We start from the raw sequence: 22230 nt of genomic DNA, 5'->3' as shown, positions 1-22230 counted from the left end.
TACAAAAAGGAGAGGTGAAAATGAATACAAAACTTTGGATGCAGTTAATAATAGTATTAGTATTTTTTGTATTGTTATTTATCCATCCATACACTTCTTTTGGAGTAATATTACCACTGTTCGCAATAATTACAACAGCATTTAATACAAAAAAAATTCATCATTATATATTTTTGATTATTTCACTTTTACTTTATTTTTCAGCGTTTTTTGGATTTAAATACTTCTTTATATTTAGTCCAAGATTTAATTATTTGCTTTCTATTGTTTTGTACTTATTTTCACTACCATTACCCGGCCTCTTTAAGTTTATAAGAAACAGAATATATCAGATGTTAATCTTGTTAATAATATATATAACCGTTGTATTTTTCATATTCCTTGCAATGCCAGGTGATTATACTTCTAAATTTCTTGATCCAAAAATCATGAAACAACCTGAGATGATGGAAAAAATAAAAAAATTATTTGGTGTTGGTGACCCGTGGTACGTAAAATACGCAAAGCATATGCGAAATTTCTTTAACTTAGAACTTGGCATATCATTTTCCGAATATCCAAAACCTGTTGAAGAAATCATTGCCGAAAGGCTCCCTCGAACAGTATTTCTATTTTTAATGACAACCCTTTCATCATATATCTTAGGATACAATCTTGGAAAAAGAATAGCTTGGAAACGCGGTGGCATTTCAGATAAAGTGGCAACTTTTGTTGGAATTATTTTTTGGACAATATTTACGCCTTTCTTTATGCTCATTATGATTTGGCTTTTTGGTGTTGTTCTGAAAATCTTCCCAATTAGTGGGTTTATAGAACCATCGAAGTGGTTAAATGTAAGTTTTTCAACACAGGATGTGTTTATTAGATTACTTTTAAGTGCATTTTTAATGGTTGTTTTCTGGACAGTTGGACTAATTGTTGCCACATTTATGAAAACTAAAAAATCTAAGACAGTATCTATGCTTAGTATAACCTTTTCTGGGATCTCAATTATTATATTATACTGGTTGTTTAATGGATACGGATACTACGCATTGGATATAATTTACCATGTAATATTACCAGTTTTATCCCTCACAATGTTGGGATTTGCAGGTAGTATGTTAGTAATGAGAGATACCATGCTCGAAATAATAAAAGAAGATTACATTACAACTGCTAAAGCTAAAGGTCTTCCAGACAAAGTGGTAAGAGATAAACATGCAGCAAGAACAGCTCTTCTACCTTTAGTTACAAGTTTTGTACTTTCACTTGCAACTACAGTTAGTGGCGGTGTTATTACCGAAACAATGTTTTCTTGGAAAGGTATGGGACTTACTCTTTTAAACGCCACACTTGTCCAAGATACACCTCTTGCAATGGGATGTTTAACGTTTACCGGTGTTTTTATACTTATAGCTCATTTGGTTGCAGATATCCTATATGCAATACTTGATCCTAGAATTAGATATTGAGGGGTGAAAATAGATGGCAAATGAATCCATTACAAAAATTAAATTTAAGCTATTTTTGAGAAATTTTAAAAAGAACTGGAATTTATTTAAAGAAAATAAAATGGGAATCTTTGGTTTATCAATAATTATAATTTTCGGAATTTTTGCACTAACATATCCTATCGCTTGGCAATTTGTAGATCACAGTATCTATAATCCTGTTACTGGTACGGATCCAAGGGTACAAGATATTTCATACATATCAAAATACATGTCTCCACAAAATGTAATTAAAGGCATAGAAATTCCACCTGCAAGAATCTTCACGTATTCATTTTTAGATCAAGGAGAAGATTTCAAAAAACAAATAGAACAAAAAATAGACGCCGCACAAAGACAATTTGTAAACCTTGATTATGCTCAAGCCTTTCGACATATTTTAGATACCATCGTTGACAGCTATTTTCCAATAAAAGAAAGAATGAGATTTCAAACCCAAGTTTCTCAACTTTTAGAGCATAATCTTATTTCAATTAAACCATTGTCAAACATTATTGAAATTGGTAATAGGAAAAAGTTTTCACTAATTTCATTTAAAAAATTATTGAAAAAAGCAGATACAAAAACATTAGCAATTGCACTTTCAGAATACAAAAACAGTCGTGAAGTTTCCACAATAGGTTTATGGATAAAAATAATAAAAGGAAAAAATGAAAGGAATAAATTTAACGAAATGTTGAAAAACACATATTCTGAATTTGAAAAATCAGAAGCCAAGAACAAAATCTTCTCCGCAGTTAACGAGCTTGTAAAAAATGGTGACATAGAGATACAAATTTCTGTTAACAGCCAAAATGACCTTGAAAATATCATCAGAACAAATAAGATTCCTACATTTGATTTAGCAAAATCAACCATTTTCAATACGTTAGTGGACATATTAACATACGCAAAAATAAAAAAGGACAAAAACATAATATCAAAATTGGAAAATTCACATTACAAAAACTTACTAAAATTGGCTGAAGAAAAAATACCTAACTTAGAAAATCCGGAAAACAAAAATTCAAACTTAGATAGAATTAATCAATATTTCTCAGAACTTAAGAAAATTTTTGAAAAACTTGATCTAACATTTGATTTAAATCATCCACAAATAATTTTAGATAACCTTTCTGGTATTAACCTTGCCATTATTTCTTTTGACCTTTCTCCGGAAACTAAAGCAAAACTTGAAAATAACTTAGAAAAATATCCGGAAATCCAAAAAAGTTTTAGAAAAAAACAAGAAGAACTTTACAAAATTGTTGCAAACTCAAGAGCTTTCATGCTCACAATAATATCAAATATTTATAATGAACCAATTGACAAAATAAATATACCCGAAATTTACCTTTCACTTGATTACACCAAGCTGATTCCAGAACTTGACTCTCCTATGACAAATCTTTTGTCATACGCTACCAAAGGTACAAAACACTTTGATCTTATAATAAATAACATTAAAAGCGCAGGAGATATTAATTATCAAAGATTGGATATAGTTGAAAAATTAGAAAAAACTCCACAACTAACGGAAGAAATAAACTTTTTAAATAAATTCAATGATTACTATGTAATATCAAAATACTTACTTAAATCTCTTTTAGAAAAATATATATCCAAATTAAACGACAAAAGTTATTGGGTAAAAAAATATAGTGATGTATTAAACACTCAAACTGATCTTTCAAAAGCCGTTGAACACTTAAACAAACCGATCAAATTATCAAAAAAAGATGCAGAAAAACTTATAGTATCAATCTACAACAAACTTGCCCTTGAATCCAAGCTTGGAATTCAACATCCATTACCTCCAAACAGGTGGCATATTTTGGGAACTGATCCAGGTGGTAGAGATATCTTTATGCAACTTTGGAGAAGCACCCCAAGTGAATTTATGCTTGGTTTTTTAGCTGCAATTATAACCGTAACAATTGGTACTATTATTGGTACTACTGCAGCATATTATGGTGGATTTATAGATACTTTCTTTATGAGACTTGCCGATTTAATGTTACTATTCCCAGGTATTGCTTTCTTGATTGTTTTATCAGGATTTTTCAAATTAAACCTATTTTGGCTTGCATTGATACTTGGTTTACTAGGCGGTTTTGGTGGGATAACACTTGTAATTAAAGCACAAGCACTAACAATAAAGGTAAAACCATACATTGAAGCTGCAAAAGTCGCAGGTGCAAGTAATAGATATATTATATTCAACCACATAATTCCCAATGTAATGCCTCTTTCATTCCTTTATATGATGTTTAATGTGACAGGTGCGGTATTTTCAGAAGCCTCTTTAAGCTTTTTTGGACTTTTAAGAATAAGAATAAGTTGGGGTATAATGATAAACACTGCGTGGACGTCAGGATATCTTTCATCTGGAAATATAGGATCATACTGGTGGCTATGGGTCCCAGCAGGGTTAATAATAACTATATTCTGTTCTGGCTTCTACTTCCTTGGAAGAGGACTTGAAGAAATTGTAAACCCAAGACTTAGAAAGAGGTGATTTAAAGTGGCGTTACTTGAAGTAAAAAACTTAAAAATGCATTACAAAACCAAAATGGGTTACGTTAAAGCCGTCGATGGTATAAATTTCACCCTTAATAGTGGCGAAAGTCTAGGAATAGTAGGAGAATCCGGATGCGGAAAAACATCTGTTTCAATGACAATGCTAAGACTATTACCAGAAAATGGCGAATTCAAGAAAGGTCAAGTGCTTTTTAACGACAACGGAAAGATAGTTGATCTTATTTCACTTTCAGAAGATAAAATGAGAAAATACAGATGGAAAGGTCTTGCGATGATTTTTCAAGCAGCTATGAATTCCTTAAATCCCGTATACAAGGTTGGTGATCAAATCGTAGAGGCTATTTTAACACACTATCCGGAAATGAGTATTGATGACGCAAAAAATAAAGTAGCAAAGTTATTTGAACTCGTAGGACTTGATCCAAAAAGAATGGAACAATATCCTCATCAATACAGTGGTGGAATGAAGCAAAGGGCAGTTATAGCACTAGCTTTATCTTGTGATCCAAAAGTTATAATAGCAGACGAACCAACAACGGCTCTTGACGTAATTGTTCAAGATAAAATACTAAAAGAAATGAAAAAAATTCAAAAACAATTAAATATGGCTATGATTTACATTTCCCATGACATAGCAGTTATAGCCGAAGTAAGTGACAAAATTGCGGTTATGTACGCGGGAAAATTCGTTGAACTTGGAAGCTCCCATGATATATTCAAAAATCCAATGCATCCTTATACATTTTTGCTAATGAACGCATTTCCAAGTACTGTAGGTGAAAAGAAAAAACTTTTAACAATTCCAGGTGAACCACCTAACCTTCTAAAACCACCAAAAGGTTGTAGGTTTGCTCCAAGATGTCCATGGGCAACTGAAAAATGTAAAAATGAAGAACCTGAATACAAGGAAATTGAAAATGGGCACTTTGTAGCATGTTGGTATCCTTTAAATGAAGAGGTGAGAAAAAATGCAAAAACTAAGCTCTAATAAAGTCGATACTATATTAAAAGTTGAAAGATTAAAGAAATTTTTTCCGGCAGATAGGGGACTATTTTCAAAAGTACGTCATTTTGTTCACGCAGTCGATGATGTTTCATTTGAAATAAAACGTGGTAAGTCATTGGGACTTGTTGGTGAATCTGGATGCGGAAAAACCACAACGGGAAAGGTCATTGTAGGGCTTGAAAAACCAACCGATGGAAAAGTTTACATTGAAGGTAAAGAAATACATCAATTTTCTTCACATCTGGAATATCACAAAAAAGTACAAATGATATTTCAAGATCCATATGAATCTTTGAATCCAAGAATGACAATATTTGATATTATTGCAGAACCACTAAATATACACAACATAGGAACATTGAAAGACCGAGAAGAAAAAGTTGAAAAATTATTACAAGACGTAGGTCTTACTCCTCCATCTAGTTTCTTGTGGAGATATCCACACGAACTTTCCGGTGGACAAAGACAAAGGGTTGCAATAGCAAGAGCACTTGTACTAGAACCTAGTTTTATAGTGGCAGATGAACCAACTTCAATGTTAGATGTTTCAGTTAGAACAGGTGTTATGAACCTTCTAATGGATTTACAAGAAAAATATAATATGAGTTATTTGTATATCACGCACGATTTCGCAGTTGCTAGATACATGTGTGATAAAATAGCAGTAATGTATTTGGGAAAAATTGTTGAGTATGCAGATGCAGAAGAAATATTGTTTAATCCATTACACCCATACACCAAAGCATTGCTTTCCGCGGTTCCAGTTCCAGACCCAGACTATGAAAAAGAAGAACCAAATATAATCGGTTCTGTAAGTAAACCAATAAATCCTCCTCAAAGGTGTAGATTTTACAATAGATGCCCATTTAGAACTAATCTTTGTAAAGACAATCCACATCCACCATTAAAAAACTTGGGAAATGAACATTATGTTTCTTGCTATTTAGTTGAAGAAGGAAAAATTTAGTCCTAGTTCAAAAGAACTAGGACTTTTATTATACATAAAACTGTATAATTTAGAAAAAATAAGCTAGCACTTGATTATTTTAAAATTTTATTCCTAACCAAAATTGCAAATGTATAACTCGTATGCTAAAATCTTTCTGCAAATAAAAAAAAGGAGGGGAAAAGATGATAGTAAGACCTTTCAGAGGTTTAAGACCAAAAAAAGACATGATTGAAAAAGTAGCTGCAAAACCGTATGATGTAGTAACAACCGAAGAAGCAAGAAAAGAAGCACAAAAAAATCCATATACATTCTATAGAGTAACAAGGCCAGAAATTAATTTTGATGGTGAGGTTGATACACATTCAGATGAGGTCATTTTAAAAGGCAAAGAAGTATTGGAGCAATTCCAAGAAGATGGAGTAATGATATTGGAAGATAAACCAGCTATTTACGTGTATAGAGAAGAATGGAAGGGATATTCACAAACGGGAATTTACGCAACTTTCTCAACCAAAGAGTACAAAGATGGAAAAATCAAAAAACATGAACTTACAAGAAAAGATAAAGAAGACGAAAGAGCAAGACATGTAAAATTAATGAAAGCACACACTGGCCCTGTTTTTCTAATGTACCGTTCCATCCCAGAAGTCGACAATTTAATAATAAAGCACACAACAAAAGAACCAGAATATGATTATACAGATGAATCTGGTATACACCATACACTTTGGATAGTTAAAAATGAAAATGAAATCAACGAAATTGTTGAAGCATTCAAAAAGGTAGACGCATTCTACATTGCAGATGGACACCATAGAGCTGCTGCTGCTGCAAGAGCAGCCGAAGAACTAGCAAAAGAAAATCCAAATCATACAGGTGAAGAAGAATACAACTATTTTCTTGCAGTACTATTTCCTCACACACAACTTCATATATTAGACTACAATAGAGTTGTAAAAGATCTCAATGGACATTCAAAAGAAGAATTCCTGAAAAAAATAAGTGAAAATTTCAACATTGAAGAAACAGAAAAATTTAAACCATCTAAAAAACACGAATTTGGCATGTACATTGATGAAAAATGGTATCGATTAACAGCTAAAGAGGGAACATACAATGAAAATGACGTGGTTTCCTCACTAGATGTTTCGATATTACAAGAAAATCTATTAAAACCTATATTAGGCATTGAAAACCCAAGAACAGACAAAAGAATTAACTTCGTTGGTGGAATTAAAGGAATTGAAGAACTTGAAAGGCTGGTAAACAACGGAGAATATAAAGTGGCATTTGCATTATATCCAACGGATATCGAAGATCTTTTAAGAGTTGCTGACGAAGAAAAAACCATGCCTCCAAAATCCACATGGTTTGAGCCAAAATTAAAAAGTGGAATAATTGTACATTTAATGTAAAAACCCCCAGATTGGGGGTTTTTTTAAGCAAAAAAAGCAAAAATACCTGAAATCACAAAAACTATACCTCCAAATACTAAAAACTTTATTCCTAAATTTGCACTTTCTTTTTTCTTTTTTTCGTTTTGCCTTCTCATATATCTCAATGAAATCTCAAAAAACACGGCAGAAATTATAAATAAACCAATGCTTAAAACAAAGAAAATATTCGAAACAAATTTCATATCTTTCACACCCTCAAAGACTCACATTAAGCCTTGGTCTATTGGGATCAGGTAATTTATTTGCCGTATTTCCTACGTTTTTCATGGCTTCTTTCCATGTTTCTAAAAGCTCAAAAAGATAATTCCTAACTTCTGTTATTTTTTCTATATCCTTCTTAATATTAGCTTCCACTAATGCTTTAAACATGTAATTATATAATGCCCTCAAATTTTTAGCAATTTCTCCTCCTTGTTTCATGTCTAGCGACAAATTAAGTTCGGTAATAATATCCTGACACTTCTTTATGTATTCGTTCGCACTTAGAAAATCTTTTTTATTAATACTCTCGATAGATAAATCCAACAATTCTACAGCCCTTTGGTATAACATTTCTATCAACTTTGCTGGACTAGCAGTTTTCACCATTTGTTCTGTATAATCCATCATTTCACCTTCCCTAATTATTTTGTTTCAAGGTTTTTAAAATATTTTGAAAATAACTTTTATAGTAATCTAAAACAATAGGTATCTTTTCCTTCAATAGATCCGAAAGTTCTAGTAAATCTTTACTTTCAAGGGCTTCCACAAAATTTCTCAATATATCTGCAACTTCATTACCATCTACTTTTAATTGAAAATCAGAAGGTGAAAAACCCGTCATTTTCATGGAATTTACCCTCAAATTCTCCATAGAAGAAATACCCTCTGCAAGATCCACAATATTGCTAAATCCTTCATTATCCCCTAACAATATATTATCTGAAACTTTACCAAGAAGGTTTGTGATATTATCGATATATTCAATAACATCTGATAGGGTTGTTATAAAAAATTCTTGTAGCGGTACAAAATTCATTTCAATTTCAAGTTCATTATCTAAAATAGCATTTCTTAATTCATCAATTCTACTAATCGGAACCAATTTTTTATTAATCTTTACTTCACTTAAAACCATTCCTTTTAAATTCATAGAAACTTTGTCCAAAAGCTCTCCAAAATTCGCATATTTCGAAGATTCGAATTTTTCAACCTTCCCATTTACCACTAACTTTATCATTCTTTTCCACTCCTTAAGAAAAAATACGTTTTAAAAATACCTATTATAGTCTTTGAATCTGTAATATCACCACTTATACATTTCTCCAAAACTTCTTCGATATCCTTGACTTCTATCTTGATTATCTCATCTTCGTCGGGTTCGGCATTTCCCTTCACTAAATTCCTAGCAAGATATATGTAAATCACTTCATTTGAAAAACCCGGGGTAGTATGTATATATCCCAAATACGTATAATCTTTTGCCTGGAAACCCGTCTCTTCTTTTAGTTCTCTTTTGGCACATTCAAGTGGATCTTCCCCTTTAAAATCAAACTTTCCAGCAGGTATTTCAAGTAACTCTCTACCAATGGGATATCTATACTGTTTCACCATCACAACTTTATTATCGTCCAAAATTGGAACAACTGCAACTGCCCCAGGATGTAACACATACTCTCTTGTGCTTTTCCTACCATTTTCAAGAAGTACCTCATCCTTTTTCACGTGCAATAATACTCCTTTAAAAATTTCTTGGCTCTTTAAAAGTTTTTCCATTATTCTCCCCCTCTTATCTATTCTCATCTTAATTATACTACAAAAAATGGCAGGGATAACCCTGCCATTTGGCGGAGGCGGTGGGACTCGAACCCACAAGGGCAAAAATGCCCACCGGTTTTCGAGACCGGCCCCTTAGCCAATTCGGTGCACGCCTCCAATCATCAATATATTACCATAAATTATAAAAATTTCAACAATATTTAAAACCGACAAATTATATCCGAAATTGTAACATTAAGTTTAGACTAATTTACATAAATTGGTGTATAATAAAAGGGACCCAAATCTGGGAGAAATTAATTAATTTTTTTGGAGGTGTAATATTATGGCACTTTTATCAAACGAAGACAAGAAATACCTTGAAGATTTATTTTCAAAAGAACTTAAAAACACTGTAAAACTTATTTACTTTGGTGATTCAAAAGAAAATTGTGAATATTGCGAACTTGAAGAGCAAATTTTAGATGAAGTAAGTAATCTTTCCGATAAGATAGTTGTGGAAAAATATAACGTAAATGAAAATAAAGATTTAGCAGAAAAATTCGGTGTTGAAATGACACCTGCACTTATCCTAACACTTGAAGATGGTGAAGATAAAGGTGTAAGATTTTATGGCATACCATCTGGCCACGAATTTGGCACACTTGTACAAGACATTGTAACTTTTGGAAAAGGTGCTACACCAGAGCTTTCAGCAGAAACAATTGAAAAACTCAAATCAATTGACAAACCTGTTACAATTAGTGTTTTTGTAACTCCTACATGTCCATACTGTCCACGTGCAGTGTTAACAGCTCATAACTTTGCATTAGTAAATCCACTTATAAAAGCCGAAATGATTGAAGCAAATGAATTTTTTGAATTGAGTAATCAATTTGGTGTATCATCAGTTCCTCATATAGTAATCAACAGAAATCCAAATACATTCTTTATAGGAGCATATCCTGAGCCACAATATCTTGAAGAAGTATTAAAAGCTATTAGATAAGGAGGTGAAAATATGATTCACCTTGACTTGGGAAATATATCCTCCGGACCAAAGGAATATTACGATGTTATTATTGTTGGAGCAGGGCCAGCAGGTCTTACCGCAGCAATTTATGCTGGACGTGCGGGGTTATCCGCTGTTGTTCTTGAAAAAGCATTAGAAGGTGGTGCTGTAACACAAACTCATATTGTAGAAAACTGGCCAGGGTTTATTAAAATTGAAGGTGGCGAACTTGGAGAAAAATTTGCGGCGCACGCAAAAGCTTTTGGAGCGGAAATTGTTACAGCACAAGTGGTAAAGATTTCATACGATAACGAATACAAATACGTCGAACTTGATAACAGTAAGAAAATTAAAGGAAAGGTTATTATTTTCGCAACAGGTGCTGTTCCAAGAAAATTAGGTGTTCCCGGAGAAGAAAAATTTAGAGGTAGAGGTGTTACTTACTGTGCAGCATGTGATGGTTATTTATTCTCTGGAAAAGACGTTGTTGTAGTTGGTGGTGGAGATAGTGCATGTGATGAAGCACATTTTCTTGCAAAAATGGTAAATAGCATTACTATGGTACAAAATTTGCCCTATCTTACTGCCGCAAAAGTACTTCAAGATAGGCTTATGCAAAACAAGAACGTAAAAGTAATCCTCAACTCTCTAGTAAAAGAAATCAGAGGAACTAATAAAGTTGAAGAGGTTGTTATAGTAAACAACGAAACAAAAGAAGAAAAAGTTATTAAAGCTGAAGGAGTATTCATCTATGTTGGACTTAAACCGAATAGTGATTTAATCAAAGACATAGTCCAAACTGACGACTATGGGTATATAATTACCGACGAGAATATGGAAACAAACATCCCAGGAATCTATGCAGTCGGAGATGTGAGGAAGAAAAATCTCAGACAAATTGTAACAGCTGCTGCAGATGGGGCAATTGCTGTTGAACATGCTGCAAAAAAATACTTCTAAGGAGGTGGGGTAATGCAACACGTTAAAATTATTATTTACACCACTCCAACTTGCCCATATTGTAAAAAGGCAAAACAATATTTTAAGCAACTTGGATTAAAATTTAAAGAATATGATGTTTCAAAAGATCAAAAAGCCGCTGAAAGAATGTACAAAAAAAGCAAACAACTTGGTGTGCCTGTAATTGAGATTGGAAATCAAGTTATTGTAGGATTCGACAAAGCTAAAATAGACAGATTATTAAATATAAACTAAGGCAGGGTTACACCTGCCCTTAGTTTTTTAGGAGTGATAGTATGAAATTTTTTGAAAAGTTGAAAATGAGATGTCCCGTTATAAGCTTTTTTAAAAAACTTGGAATGAGAAAATTTAAAGTAAGAAAGAAGGTAAATCCATGAAAAATATGTTACTATCTTTGTTGGTACTTACATCAGTTTTTGTATTTTCATATGATTATACTTTCTATGACCTTGGCATTGCTAATAGAGTTGCAAAGATAGAAGATAAACCTCTTTTAATATATTTCTCTTCTCCATCTTGTATTTACTGCAAAAAATTTGAAAATGAAGTACTATCATCAAAAGAATTTCAAGAAATTTTGAAAGCTGCATATATATTTGTAAAAATAAATCCAAACAATAAAAAAACAGTGTTTTTAGACAAAGAGTTTACAAACAACGAACTTTTTTCGGCGTTTGGTATTAGGGGAACTCCAACATTTGTATTTTGGCATCAAGATAAGGCGATTACCTCAATACCTGGTTATATGCCATTAAACGATTTTAAAAAAGCACTTATGTATATCCTAAGATTTTTATACGAAAATTACAAAGAAACTTTTAAGGTATACTCAAAAAAAGATGATTTCTATTTAGGGAATAAAAAAATAATTTCTGTTTCAAAAGATGACTTTGATTTTGTAAAAGAGAACGACAAAAACTCGATATTTTTAGATAGTTTAAATGAGGATATAAATCCCTATAACGTCTACTTAACTAAATCCAAAGATATTGCTAAAAAATTAAGTAAAAATGGCGCCTTAAGAGTACTTATATTGGAGGAGTAATATGTTCTATAAAGATATAAGTGTTTGGGTAGCTCTAGGTCATGGTATACTATCTTTTTTTAGTCCATGTATTTTACCATTAATTCCTGCATTTTTGGGAATACTTTTTACTGCCAAAAATAAACTTCTTAAACTTTTAGGTTTTTTCTCTGGTTTTTCCATATTTTTCACAGTTATTGGTGTTTTTTCATCAATTTTTGGTTTTTTCTTTGCAAAATATAGTAGTATAATTAATTATGTATTTGGCTCTATAATTATACTAATGGGGACATTATATATTTTTCAAAAAGAACTACTAAAGCCAAGAAAAGTAAATGTGTGGAAATTCAAAGGTGGCAGCTTTATTACCGGTTTTTTACTTGGAGGAGTTATCGGCATCATCTGGATCCCATGCAGTAGTCCAATATTAGGTTCAATATTAGCAATTGCCGCAAGTGCAAATTCGCTAAAAGGTGCTGTTCTTCTTTTTGTATACTCTCTTGGTATATCAATACCTTTTTTGACTATTGGCTCATATATATCAAAATTAATAACCGCAAGTTTTAAAGCATATAAATGGGAACTTACACTAAGAATTATTGGCGGAGCCTTTTTAATATTACTTGGTGTTCTAATAATGTTTGGGAAAATGGTAGTTTGAAAGGAGTGGTTTTCATGGCAAAAGCTGAAATGAATTTTTACAATGGTATGTTATTTTATTCAAAAACAACATCAGGTCATGATTTAATACTTGATGCTTCTGAGAATGTAGGTGGAAAAGATGCAGGAGCAAGACCTAAAGAATTAATTTTATACTCTCTTATGGGATGTACGGGAATGGATGTAGTTTCATTATTAAGAAAAATGAGAGTTATTGACCAAATGGAATCTTTCAAGTTAGAAGTAGATTATGAAAACGCATCTGAACATCCAAAGGTATATACCAAAATTCATCTAAAATATATATTCAAATTTAACGGAGAACCTCCAAAAGAAAAAGTAGAAAAAGCAGTAAATCTTTCTCAGGATAGATACTGTGCAGTCTCTGCCATGTTGAAAAAAGTGATACCAGAATTCACTTACGAGATTGTATACGAATAATATGGCAGATTATCCTCTACAGTATAATAACCCCGATTCAAATGTTATTTTAAAAACGAAAAAGGGATATCCAAAACTTGGTGCTACACCAGATGATACAGGTGTAAATTTTGGTATTTTTTCCAGGAATGCCGAAAAAGTAGTTTTGGAACTTTATCAAAACTACTACGATGATGAACCTTCTCATAGATTTGAATTAGATCCCGTGTCAAATAAAACAGGGGATATTTGGCATATTTACATATATGGCATAAAACATGGGCAATATTATGGTTGGAGGGTATTTGGACCATACGATCCAGAAAATGGAAAAAGGTTTAATCATAACAAGTTACTAGTTGATCCATACTCTAAAGCTATTTCTAGTTCATTTGATTGGGATTCATCTTCTGCATACGGATATGATATAAATTCCCCGTTAAAAGATTTATCTTTCTCCACAGAAGATTCTGCAAAAAGCCCCACAAAATCAATTGTAATAGATGATTCAAAATACGATTGGGGTAATGACAAGCAATTGCATATACCTTGGGAAGACACTATAATCTATGAAATGCACGTTAGACTATTCACAATAAGTCCTACTTCTAAGATAAAATTTCCTGGAACCTTTCTTGGAATTATTGAAAAACTAGATCATTTAAAAGAATTAGGAGTAACTACAATTGAATTAATGCCTATTTTTGAATTTAACGTTAATTCCATTGATAGAATTAATCCTATTACTGGTGAAAGACTTAAAGATGTTTGGGGATATAATCCTTTGAGTTTTTTTGCAGTTACCGGAAACTATTCAATAGGTTTAAAACTTGGTGAGCAAGTATTCTTATTCAAAGATTTTGTAAAAGAAATGCACAAAAATGGTTTTGAAGTTATTCTAGATGTTGTTTACAATCACACAGGTGAAGGAAACGAATTGGGGCCAACTTTAAATTTCAGGGGAATTGACAATGAAATATACTATATGCTAAATCCTAAAAACAAAAGGTATTACCTTAATTATTCAGGATGCGGTAACACGTTAAATTGTAATCATCCAGTTGTAAAAGAAATGATTATAGACAGTTTAAGATATTGGGCAACTGAAATGCATGTAGATGGTTTTAGATTTGACCTTGCCGCAGTACTTGGGAGAACTCCAGATGGAAGATGGATAGGAGATTTATCACTTTTAAAGGACATAGCAGAAGATCCAATTTTACATAACCTAAAACTTATTGCAGAAGGCTGGGATGCAGCTGGAGGATATTTCTTAGGCGAATTCCCAAAAGGTTGGGCAGAATGGAACGGAAAATACAGAGATACAATTAGAAGATTCGTTAGGGGGGATGAGGGGGTAATTGTTGAACTTGCACAAAGAATAACAGGGAGTAAAGACTTATACGGGAAGAAAAATCCACACGCTAGTATAAATTTTATAACTTGCCACGACGGTTTTACAATGAGAGATTTAGTAAGTTACAACGAAAAACACAATGAAGAAAATGGAGAAAATAATCAAGATGGCACTAATGAAAACTTTAGTTATAATTATGGAGTTGAAGGTAAAACAGATAATCCCGAAATTATAAAATTAAGAAAGCGTCAAGTAAAAAACTTTATAACAATCCTTATGATATCGCATGGCACACCTATGATCTTAATGGGAGATGAAATATACAGAACACAATACGGAAACAATAATGCGTATTGTCAAGACAATGAGAAAACCTGGCTTAATTGGACATTTAAAGAAAAATACTACGATATTTTTAGATTTTTCAAAAAAATGATTGATTTTAGAAAAAAACACCATGCCCTTCGTAGAAAACACTTTTTCACCGGGAAAGACTTAACTGGTGATGGTATTGCAGATATTAGTTGGCACGGTATAAAACCATTTGAACCAGATTGGTCCTACCATTCGCATTCTTTGGCCTTTATGATAAGTGGAAACGACTTTTTGTGTGAAAATGCCACGGAGGATAATGACATATTTGTTATCTTGAACCAATGGAGAGAACCTCTCACCTTTACACTTCCTATATTGCACGAAAAAACTTGGTATCGCGTTGTTGACACATCTAAAGACTCACCAAATGATTTCTTAGATATCCCTGAACAAATAGGATTTAAATATACCGCTCAACCTAGAAGTTCGGTTATATTAATTAGCAAAAAAAATCACCAAGGTAGCAATTTACCTGTATAATCTACAAATATACCTGTATCATTTATCTCTTCAATTACATTCAATATACCCTTTGCAGAATCATTCGGTGAGACTGGCGCTTCTTTTCCACCCATTTCTGTTTTTACCCAACCTGGGTGCACGGAAATAACTGATATACCTTTCAATTTATCAGATAAAAGTTTGGTTACCATATTAAGGGCTGCTTTAGAAAGAGAATATGAAAAACTAGTCGTTCCACTTGTCAATTCAATAGATCCCAACACAGAAGAAATATTTACAACTTTACCTCCTCTTCTTAATCTTCCTCTTTTATACAAAGCTTCTGTAAGAAACAAAGCTCCTAAAGTATTTACTTTAAAAGTTTTTATGAAGTTTTCATAATCTAAATTACCAAAATTATCCTTATACAAAACTCCTGCATTATTTATTAAGATATCTACAGTTTCAACCAACTCATCTGCAAATTTATCTATTGAATCTTTTTCTGATAAATCTAAATAATATGCACCCTCAACTGAATTTCTCATTGTGGCAATAATTGTGTATCCCCTTCTTTGTGCTTCAAGGAGTAATGCTCGACCAATTCCCCTATTTGCCCCTGTAATTAATATATTCATACTATCCTCCCTTATTCTCCCTGTTTCTTATTTTTTCCGTCTGAATCTTAAATTTAACAAATTCAGGAATATTAGACAAATTCTCCGGAAAATCTTTAAAATTTTTTACCACAAATACGGGACTTCCCAAATCAACAAAAGAATCTAATGTCTCGACATCTCTATTGAACATTCTAACACAACCATGTGATATTCTCCTACCTATTTCCCATGGCTTTGTTGTTCCATGAATTCCATATTTGGGATTCGAAAGTTGCAAAAACCTAGTTCCCAATCCATTAATTGGCGAACGAGGAGGAATATATTCTCCAAACCAATAAAGTGCGGGATCAATTTGTTTATCAAAAATCCAATAAATTCCTGGGGGCATTGAATCACTTCTTCCAATTGCTACGGGAAAGATTTTTACTAATTTTCCCGCATAATATACCGCTAACCTAGAAGTTGCAAGGTTAACAACTATAGATGTTAATCCTTCTGTAAACTGCACCTTTCCTATATCTAATCTCATACCCACATATATTTTATTAGGGTCATCCAATTTGTTTATAATTTGTAAATCAGCCGTTCTTACACCATAATTTTTGGCAATTTCCCACAATGTTTCTCCTCTCTTTACTACATGGGTAGTAATTTTGTTAAAAACATACGGTGTAAAATCACCTCGAAGATAAGTTGTAAACCCATTTAAAGTAAATAATTTATATGTTACATCTTTACTCTTTTTTTCATCAACCTTAACAGTTATTTTTAAGATATTTTGATGTTCTTTTCTTTTTTTATCTGTATAAAGTATATAACCACTATCGCTCTTAATTAAAATCATTTTATCTCCATCAATATACCCGGAAACAACATCATAATCTGTATCCACCTTCACAGTTAAAGACAAATCTTTCGGGTTGGTAAGCACCTTAACACTAACATTTTTTTTATATTGGTATACATCAATAACCGGCGCAGGAAGTACACCAGTAACAATCTGTCCGAATCTATTTTCCCCAAAAATTATAGGTACAATCCAACTAAACTTTCCATCCTCAAATTCGTAAAGATTATTCCCAATATTTCTTGCTCTTACAAAACCTGTAGGCCCATAAATATAAACTTTTGGTGCCTTGACAGCATCATAATACGGTGTTATGGATAAAACAGTCCCCGTAGCAGTAACGGTATGAACTTCTACATAATGCGCCGAAAAAAGTAGTACTGTAAGAAATAAATATGAAATCACGTAAATTTTCTTCATATTTTTATTATATCACACCTAAAACTTAATATTAGTTCAAATTAGTTAACATTTGTGAAGATTTTGTTCTTTTATCGTATATATATGTACACAAAAGTAAAGAAAAAATATATTATAATCACAATACAAAAAATATATTTATGGAGGTGGACTTGATATGAAAAAACACATTGTACTAACATTGATTATTATATCAATAGTACTATTCTCTAATAACATGTTTAAAGAAGCTTATCAATACACATATAAAGTTGCAAAATACTACAATGTCTCTCAAGAACGTGCAAAATTACTCGCATATACAGTCTCTGAAGAATACGAAAGATTTCCACAAGTACCCTATCAAATATTTGTATCACTAATTGTATCTGAAAGTGGTTTTAAAAATTTATACGGTGATAGTGGTCATGCAGTTGGTTATTGTCAACTCCACAAGTCAGCTGTTGATTATGTTTCCATTTTCTTTCCTGAAATCAAAACACTTGCTCAGAAAATTCCTCACGATGAACTTATAAAATTTCCACAGCTTCAAATAAGAATAGCATACAGATACCTATATCTTATAATGAAAAATATAACTAACTTTAATGTAATAGAAGCTTTGAATTTTTGGAATAACAGCCCAAATTATTATTTTCGAGTCTTTGACACACTTACATTTATAGATAAAATAGCCAAAAATTAAGCCTGGAAATTTCCAGGCTTAATTTTTATCCTTTTCATATTCAATAAAGATAGTTTGAGTATTATGTGCAAGTAAAATAATGTAACTCTCGTTTTTTTCAATAACTTCTACATTGGTTTTTATACTACCAATGTTCTTCCCAAATATCTTTATTTTATATACTCCCCTTCCTTTTAAACTCAACTCTCCAGATATTCTCTTTCTATTCCCCAAATTAAGAGATGTTTTTACATTCCATTTATACCAATTATTCCATGAATATCCTAAAAATATTTCAATCTCTTCATTTGTATCCGGCAAATAAGCCTGATCTAATGGCAAATACCTATTATATAATTTTGACCAAACCGTAATTTTTCCAGCAGGTAACTGTCTTAATGTCTTTATGTATACCATCCTTTTTGTGGGATTCCAATTCGTTACATAATCATATAGTTCAACGTAGTTATAATCTAAGCGTTCCACTTTCATCCTATCAATCAAAATAGTTCTTTCATTTCTTAAATCTTCAATTTCACCTAATTGGTAGACTTTTTTACCTTGAATATTTGTTTCGCCTGATCCTTTCATTAACCATCTATTTTGTTGAGGCTCTGAAACTACAAAAACAAAAGCCCTATCAACATCTGCATAAATATTTAAAAATTGAGATAAAACATTTTCGTTTAAAATATAAGAAAAACTGTACCTTCCATCTACCAAAAAAGTTGCCGTTGCCTTTTTCGTATCTAAAAATATCTTCTTGACCACCTTGGGATGTTGTGTTATTTCGAAAAAATATCCATCAATTATTTTGTATTCCTTACCATCATTTGAAACAAACTTTCCATCTTTATAAACAAAATTTCCCTTTATATTTGGTACATATTTTAATTTTTCATCAATAAAAATATCTTTTACATGAAAACTACCTTGAATACTTTCCACTCTCCACTTTTCAGGTAATATAAAGCCATCAGAAATATTTTTTACAAGTAACCCATGTTCAGGATAAAGCATTAAAAATTCTCCAAAAAAAGTGATAGAAAACAAAAGAAAAAATAATACAACTTTTCTCATATTTACACCTCATTAATGAATAATAAAAAATACGAAATTATAACCAACAAAATTAAAATCCATTTTAATATCTTCCAGATTTTTCTGACATTCCAAGAATAATCATACATAGGGACAAAATATCCCAAAACCATTCCACTAAAGAAACCACCCAAATGTGCAGCATTATTTATATTAGAACCAGGCATAAATCCTAAAAAGATATTTACCAAAATCATCGGTAATAAAGCACTACCAGTTAGAGGTTTTAAAGTATATGGCGTATCTCTTCTAAATCCCGCTGCAAATAACACTCCAACTAATCCAAAAATGGCTCCACTAGCCCCTACTGAAAAAGATTTGTAATAAAACAAATGGGTTGCTACATTTCCAACAATACCAGTCAAAAAATAAAGCGATAAAAACTTATCAGTACCATACACATTCTCAACGATACGTCCTAAAAAATACAAAGCATACATGTTAAATATTAAATGAATAAAACCTCCATGGACAAACATTGCAGTAATAATTCTATACCACTGTCCACTGGAAACCAACGGACCATACTGTGCACCAAACATCAAATATAACATAACCTCATTGTAACTAAAAAATTTCAGTATTTCAATTAAGAGTAAAATAACAACATTCACTAATATAAGGTAATAAAAACTTTCTTTTTTCATAATTCACCTCATATTCCAAATGGAAGAAAGCTTTGAGTAATTTTTGCCATTTCCTCTTCTCTTAGTTTTTCAATTTTTTCCATCAACTCGTTCATACCAGCAATTAACAAGTCCTTAAGTGTTTCACCATCTTCTAATAAATCTTCGTCTAATTCTATATCCTTTACCTTTCTATCTGCTGTTGCTACTATTTTTATTGCTCCCCCTCCAACACTAACTTCAACTTCCATATTTGCAAAACTTCCCTCTACTTCCTGAAGTTTCTTTTGCATTTCCTCTTGAATTTTTTGAAGTTGATTCATAGATTTACCACCAAGATTCTTTCCACCAAAACTTTTCAATTTTTTCATTTCAAAACCTCCTTAATATGTATTTTCATAATATACAAAACCATCTGTTTTTAAATATTTCAACTCATCGGTAACCAAAAATACATCCGCATTATTTTTGGGCATAATAGTCCTTGTATAAAGCCATTTATTCTTTCCTAAAACAAAAGCTGCAGTAGAAAATGCATCGGCTTTTATAGCGTCGTCTGCAATAACAGTCGCACTTATAGCACTTGTCGCGGGATATCCTGTAGAAATATCCAATATATGATGATATCTTTTTCCATTTACTACAAAAAACCTCTCATAATCTCCGCTGGTTGCGACAGCACCACTTTTAAGGTATATATAATCTATACTGTCACTTCCCCTCGGATTTCTAATCCCTATAATCCAATAATCTCTTCCAAACTTGGGCCCTAATATCCTAATGTCTCCTCCTGCTTCTATAAAACCTGTACATTCTTGATCTGCTTCCTTTGCAATTTGATAAGCCCTTTCAAGTGCATATCCTTTTACAATCCCTCCAAGATCAAGCCAAACACCATTCGTCTTTATCCTTCTATTTTTGTAATCCATTTCTACTTTTTCATAACCACACTTTTTTAGCACTTTATCAATTTCCACTCTCGCTGGAACTTTAAAGGTTTTATTTTCTTTTTCCGCAAACTTATCAAATCCCCAAAGTTTTACAAGTCTTCCCAAAGTAGGGTCAAAACTTCCATTTGTAATTTTCGCATATTGTAGTGACAAATCAACTACGGCAAAAGTTTCATCGTCAACTTCTAACCATCCGTTGCTGTTGTTCAATTTGTAAATAATTGATTCTGGATTGTACGGATCAAATTTTTTTGTTATTCTATTAAGCTCTTGAAAAATCTCTCTTGCAATTATCGTTGCATTGGATTTTGTCGAAATTCTCAACTGTACATATGTCCCTAAAGAAAATGTTTCAAAAGTTTCATACTTTACATTTTTTTTAAAAAAACTTGTAATTAAAACTACACCAATCAACACTACCAAAAGAATTGTAAATATCAAAGAAATTCTCGAAAGTCGATTCAAATCTTTACTATTTTTTTTCCGCATACTTTACAAATTCCTCCTTCTGTAAGATTCTTTACCTCAACTTTATAACCGTCCCTTACAATCAACTCCGTATGACACTCTGGACAAAAAGTGGTTTCAAACTTTTTATCAAATACATTTCCAAGATATACAAAATTCAAAAATTCCTTTGCAATATAAAATAATTTTTCCAATTTTTCAATAGGAGTTGGAGAAATATCATATTTATACGCTGGAAAATACCTAGTTAAATGCAATGGGATATCTCTATCAATTTTCGAAATATCTTCGAAAATCTTTGATAAATCCCCTTCATTATCATTTTTCCCTGGAATAACAAGTGTTGTAACCTCCACATGTATTCCTCTTGATTTTAAAAATTCAATAACCTTTAAAATATGATTATAATCCCCCCCAATTTCCCTGTAAAAACTCTCGTTTCCCTTTACATCAATATTTATCGCATCAATATTTTGTATTAATACCGAAAGTGGTTCCAATTCTATATAACCATTAGTAACTAAAACATTATACAAACCTTCCTTATGAGAAATTCTACTAGTATCAAGCACAAATTCATATCCCACAATAGGTTCATTATAAGTAAATGCTATCCCACCTGAATTACTATTTTTAGCCATCTCAACAATTTGTACAGGAGTAACAGTTTTTACAGCAGGTTTAACCTGAGAAATTTCCCAATTTTGGCAAAAACCACATGAAAAATTACATCCCCAAGAACCTATGGAAAATACTTTATCTTTTGGTCTAAAATGAAAAAACGGTTTCTTTTCAATTGGCTCCATTGCAATAGCACTTATTTCACCGTAATTCATGGTATACAAAATTCCATCTTCATTTCTTCTAACTTTACAAAAACCCATTTGATCATCTTTTAAAAAACATTTACGTGGACAAAGTTCACAAACAATCCCACCATCTTTTTCATCAAAAAACGTTGCCATTTTTTTCATAATTAACACCACCCTAAAAAAATTATACCACAAAAAAACTTTAAAGTTTTTTCCAAAAATTCCGATAAGATTAATGTCCAAGGCACTCTGAATAACACACACGGAGGTGGGTAAGGTATGAGAATTAA

The 22230-nt window shown here is 31.9% G+C and carries 24 protein-coding genes and 1 tRNA gene; 13 read left to right on the top strand and 12 right to left on the bottom strand.

Annotated features, from left to right (window positions below):
- Nucleotides 1–20: 20 nt before the first annotated feature.
- From XO08_RS06155 to XO08_RS06135, 5 genes are all read left to right on the top strand, one after another.
- The gene (locus tag XO08_RS06155; RefSeq protein WP_075666138.1) at nt 21–1454 is read left to right on the top strand and encodes an ABC transporter permease; all 1434 of its coding nucleotides are present in this window, start codon (nt 21–23) and stop codon (nt 1452–1454) included.
- Nucleotides 1455–1467: 13 nt separating this feature from the next.
- A complete protein-coding gene (locus tag XO08_RS06150; protein WP_075666137.1) occupies nt 1468–3990 on the top strand; it encodes an ABC transporter permease in 2523 nt (840 codons plus the stop codon).
- Nucleotides 3991–3996: 6 nt separating this feature from the next.
- Nucleotides 3997–5001: an ABC transporter ATP-binding protein gene (locus XO08_RS06145; RefSeq protein WP_077287682.1), complete on the top strand. Its 1005-nt coding sequence runs from the start codon at nt 3997–3999 to the stop codon at nt 4999–5001.
- The gene (locus tag XO08_RS06140) at nt 4982–5986 is read left to right on the top strand and encodes an ABC transporter ATP-binding protein (protein WP_077287680.1); all 1005 of its coding nucleotides are present in this window, start codon (nt 4982–4984) and stop codon (nt 5984–5986) included. Before XO08_RS06145 ends, XO08_RS06140 begins: the two co-directional genes overlap by 20 nt.
- Before the next feature lie 164 nt (nt 5987–6150).
- Nucleotides 6151–7383 carry a DUF1015 domain-containing protein gene (locus tag XO08_RS06135; protein WP_077287678.1) on the top strand — a complete coding sequence of 411 codons (1233 nt, stop codon included), beginning with the start codon at nt 6151–6153 and terminating at the stop codon, nt 7381–7383.
- Nucleotides 7384–7406: 23 nt separating this feature from the next.
- Here XO08_RS06135 and XO08_RS06130 read toward each other — a convergent pair whose 3' ends face one another.
- The 5 genes from XO08_RS06130 to XO08_RS06110 form a co-directional block, all read right to left on the bottom strand.
- Nucleotides 7407–7607 (bottom strand): hypothetical protein, encoded by a 201-nt coding sequence (locus XO08_RS06130; protein WP_075666133.1) that lies wholly within the window; start codon nt 7605–7607, stop codon nt 7407–7409.
- A 13-nt stretch (nt 7608–7620) separates the two neighbouring features.
- Complete coding sequence (fliS, locus tag XO08_RS06125) at nt 7621–8031, bottom strand: flagellar export chaperone FliS (RefSeq protein WP_077287675.1); 411 nt, start codon at nt 8029–8031, stop codon at nt 7621–7623.
- Between the two features lie 13 nt (nt 8032–8044).
- Complete coding sequence (locus tag XO08_RS06120; protein ID WP_077287673.1) at nt 8045–8644, bottom strand: hypothetical protein; 600 nt, start codon at nt 8642–8644, stop codon at nt 8045–8047.
- Nucleotides 8641–9180 (bottom strand): NUDIX domain-containing protein, encoded by a 540-nt coding sequence (locus XO08_RS06115; RefSeq protein ID WP_077287671.1) that lies wholly within the window; start codon nt 9178–9180, stop codon nt 8641–8643. Before XO08_RS06115 ends, XO08_RS06120 begins: the two co-directional genes overlap by 4 nt.
- 69 nt (nt 9181–9249) lie before the next feature.
- A tRNA-Ser gene (locus tag XO08_RS06110) sits at nt 9250–9339 on the bottom strand.
- A 169-nt stretch (nt 9340–9508) separates the two neighbouring features.
- On the opposite strand from XO08_RS06110, the gene XO08_RS06105 reads away from it, so the two are divergent.
- From XO08_RS06105 to glgX, 7 genes are all read left to right on the top strand, one after another.
- Nucleotides 9509–10171 (top strand): thioredoxin family protein, encoded by a 663-nt coding sequence (locus tag XO08_RS06105; protein WP_077287669.1) that lies wholly within the window; start codon nt 9509–9511, stop codon nt 10169–10171.
- 12 nt (nt 10172–10183) lie between these two features.
- Entirely contained in the window at nt 10184–11134 is a 951-nt protein-coding gene (gene trxB / locus XO08_RS06100) for a thioredoxin-disulfide reductase (RefSeq protein WP_077287667.1), read from the top strand.
- A gap of 12 nt (nt 11135–11146) precedes the next feature.
- Nucleotides 11147–11389: a glutaredoxin family protein gene (locus tag XO08_RS06095; protein WP_077287665.1), complete on the top strand. Its 243-nt coding sequence runs from the start codon at nt 11147–11149 to the stop codon at nt 11387–11389.
- 139 nt (nt 11390–11528) lie between these two features.
- Nucleotides 11529–12200: a thioredoxin fold domain-containing protein gene (locus XO08_RS06090; RefSeq protein WP_077287663.1), complete on the top strand. Its 672-nt coding sequence runs from the start codon at nt 11529–11531 to the stop codon at nt 12198–12200.
- A 1-nt stretch (nt 12201) separates the two neighbouring features.
- Entirely contained in the window at nt 12202–12840 is a 639-nt protein-coding gene (locus XO08_RS06085) for a cytochrome c biogenesis CcdA family protein (protein ID WP_077287661.1), read from the top strand.
- 14 nt (nt 12841–12854) lie between these two features.
- A complete protein-coding gene (locus tag XO08_RS06080; RefSeq protein ID WP_077287659.1) occupies nt 12855–13280 on the top strand; it encodes an OsmC family protein in 426 nt (141 codons plus the stop codon).
- 1 nt (nt 13281) lies between these two features.
- On the top strand, nt 13282–15471 hold the full coding sequence (glgX, locus tag XO08_RS06075; RefSeq protein ID WP_077287657.1) for a glycogen debranching protein GlgX: 2190 nt from the start codon (nt 13282–13284) through the stop codon (nt 15469–15471).
- Here glgX and XO08_RS06070 read toward each other — a convergent pair.
- On the bottom strand, nt 15444–16070 hold the full coding sequence (locus XO08_RS06070; RefSeq protein WP_077287655.1) for an SDR family oxidoreductase: 627 nt from the start codon (nt 16068–16070) through the stop codon (nt 15444–15446). The genes glgX and XO08_RS06070 overlap by 28 nt on opposite strands.
- Nucleotide 16071: 1 nt before the next feature.
- The gene (locus XO08_RS06065) at nt 16072–17319 is read right to left on the bottom strand and encodes a L,D-transpeptidase family protein (RefSeq protein WP_077287653.1); all 1248 of its coding nucleotides are present in this window, start codon (nt 17317–17319) and stop codon (nt 16072–16074) included.
- Nucleotides 17320–17476: 157 nt separating this feature from the next.
- Between XO08_RS06065 and XO08_RS06060 the strand changes: the two genes are divergently transcribed.
- Nucleotides 17477–18004 carry a hypothetical protein gene (locus tag XO08_RS06060; protein WP_077287651.1) on the top strand — a complete coding sequence of 176 codons (528 nt, stop codon included), beginning with the start codon at nt 17477–17479 and terminating at the stop codon, nt 18002–18004.
- Nucleotides 18005–18022: 18 nt separating this feature from the next.
- Here the strand turns inward: XO08_RS06060 and XO08_RS06055 are convergent, their stop codons facing one another.
- Genes XO08_RS06055 through amrS form a run of 5 tightly spaced genes read right to left on the bottom strand, consistent with a single transcriptional unit; the run spans nt 18023 to nt 22102 of the window.
- The gene (locus XO08_RS06055; RefSeq protein WP_077287649.1) at nt 18023–19063 is read right to left on the bottom strand and encodes a hypothetical protein; all 1041 of its coding nucleotides are present in this window, start codon (nt 19061–19063) and stop codon (nt 18023–18025) included.
- Between the two features lie 2 nt (nt 19064–19065).
- Nucleotides 19066–19731, bottom strand: a complete 666-nt coding sequence (locus tag XO08_RS06050; protein ID WP_077287647.1) for a rhomboid family intramembrane serine protease — start codon at nt 19729–19731, stop codon at nt 19066–19068.
- Nucleotides 19732–19739: 8 nt separating this feature from the next.
- Complete coding sequence (locus XO08_RS06045) at nt 19740–20081, bottom strand: YbaB/EbfC family nucleoid-associated protein (protein ID WP_075666118.1); 342 nt, start codon at nt 20079–20081, stop codon at nt 19740–19742.
- A 12-nt stretch (nt 20082–20093) separates the two neighbouring features.
- Nucleotides 20094–21149 (bottom strand): FAD:protein FMN transferase, encoded by a 1056-nt coding sequence (locus tag XO08_RS06040; protein WP_075666117.1) that lies wholly within the window; start codon nt 21147–21149, stop codon nt 20094–20096.
- On the bottom strand, nt 21122–22102 hold the full coding sequence (gene amrS, locus XO08_RS06035; RefSeq protein WP_075666116.1) for an AmmeMemoRadiSam system radical SAM enzyme: 981 nt from the start codon (nt 22100–22102) through the stop codon (nt 21122–21124). Before amrS ends, XO08_RS06040 begins: the two co-directional genes overlap by 28 nt.
- Between the last annotated feature and the right edge of the window lie 128 nt (nt 22103–22230).

This window comes from Thermosipho sp. 1074 (assembly GCF_001999655.1).
Taxonomy (GTDB): domain Bacteria; phylum Thermotogota; class Thermotogae; order Thermotogales; family Fervidobacteriaceae; genus Thermosipho; species Thermosipho affectus.
This window is presented reverse-complemented; position numbering and strand designations above follow the sequence as displayed.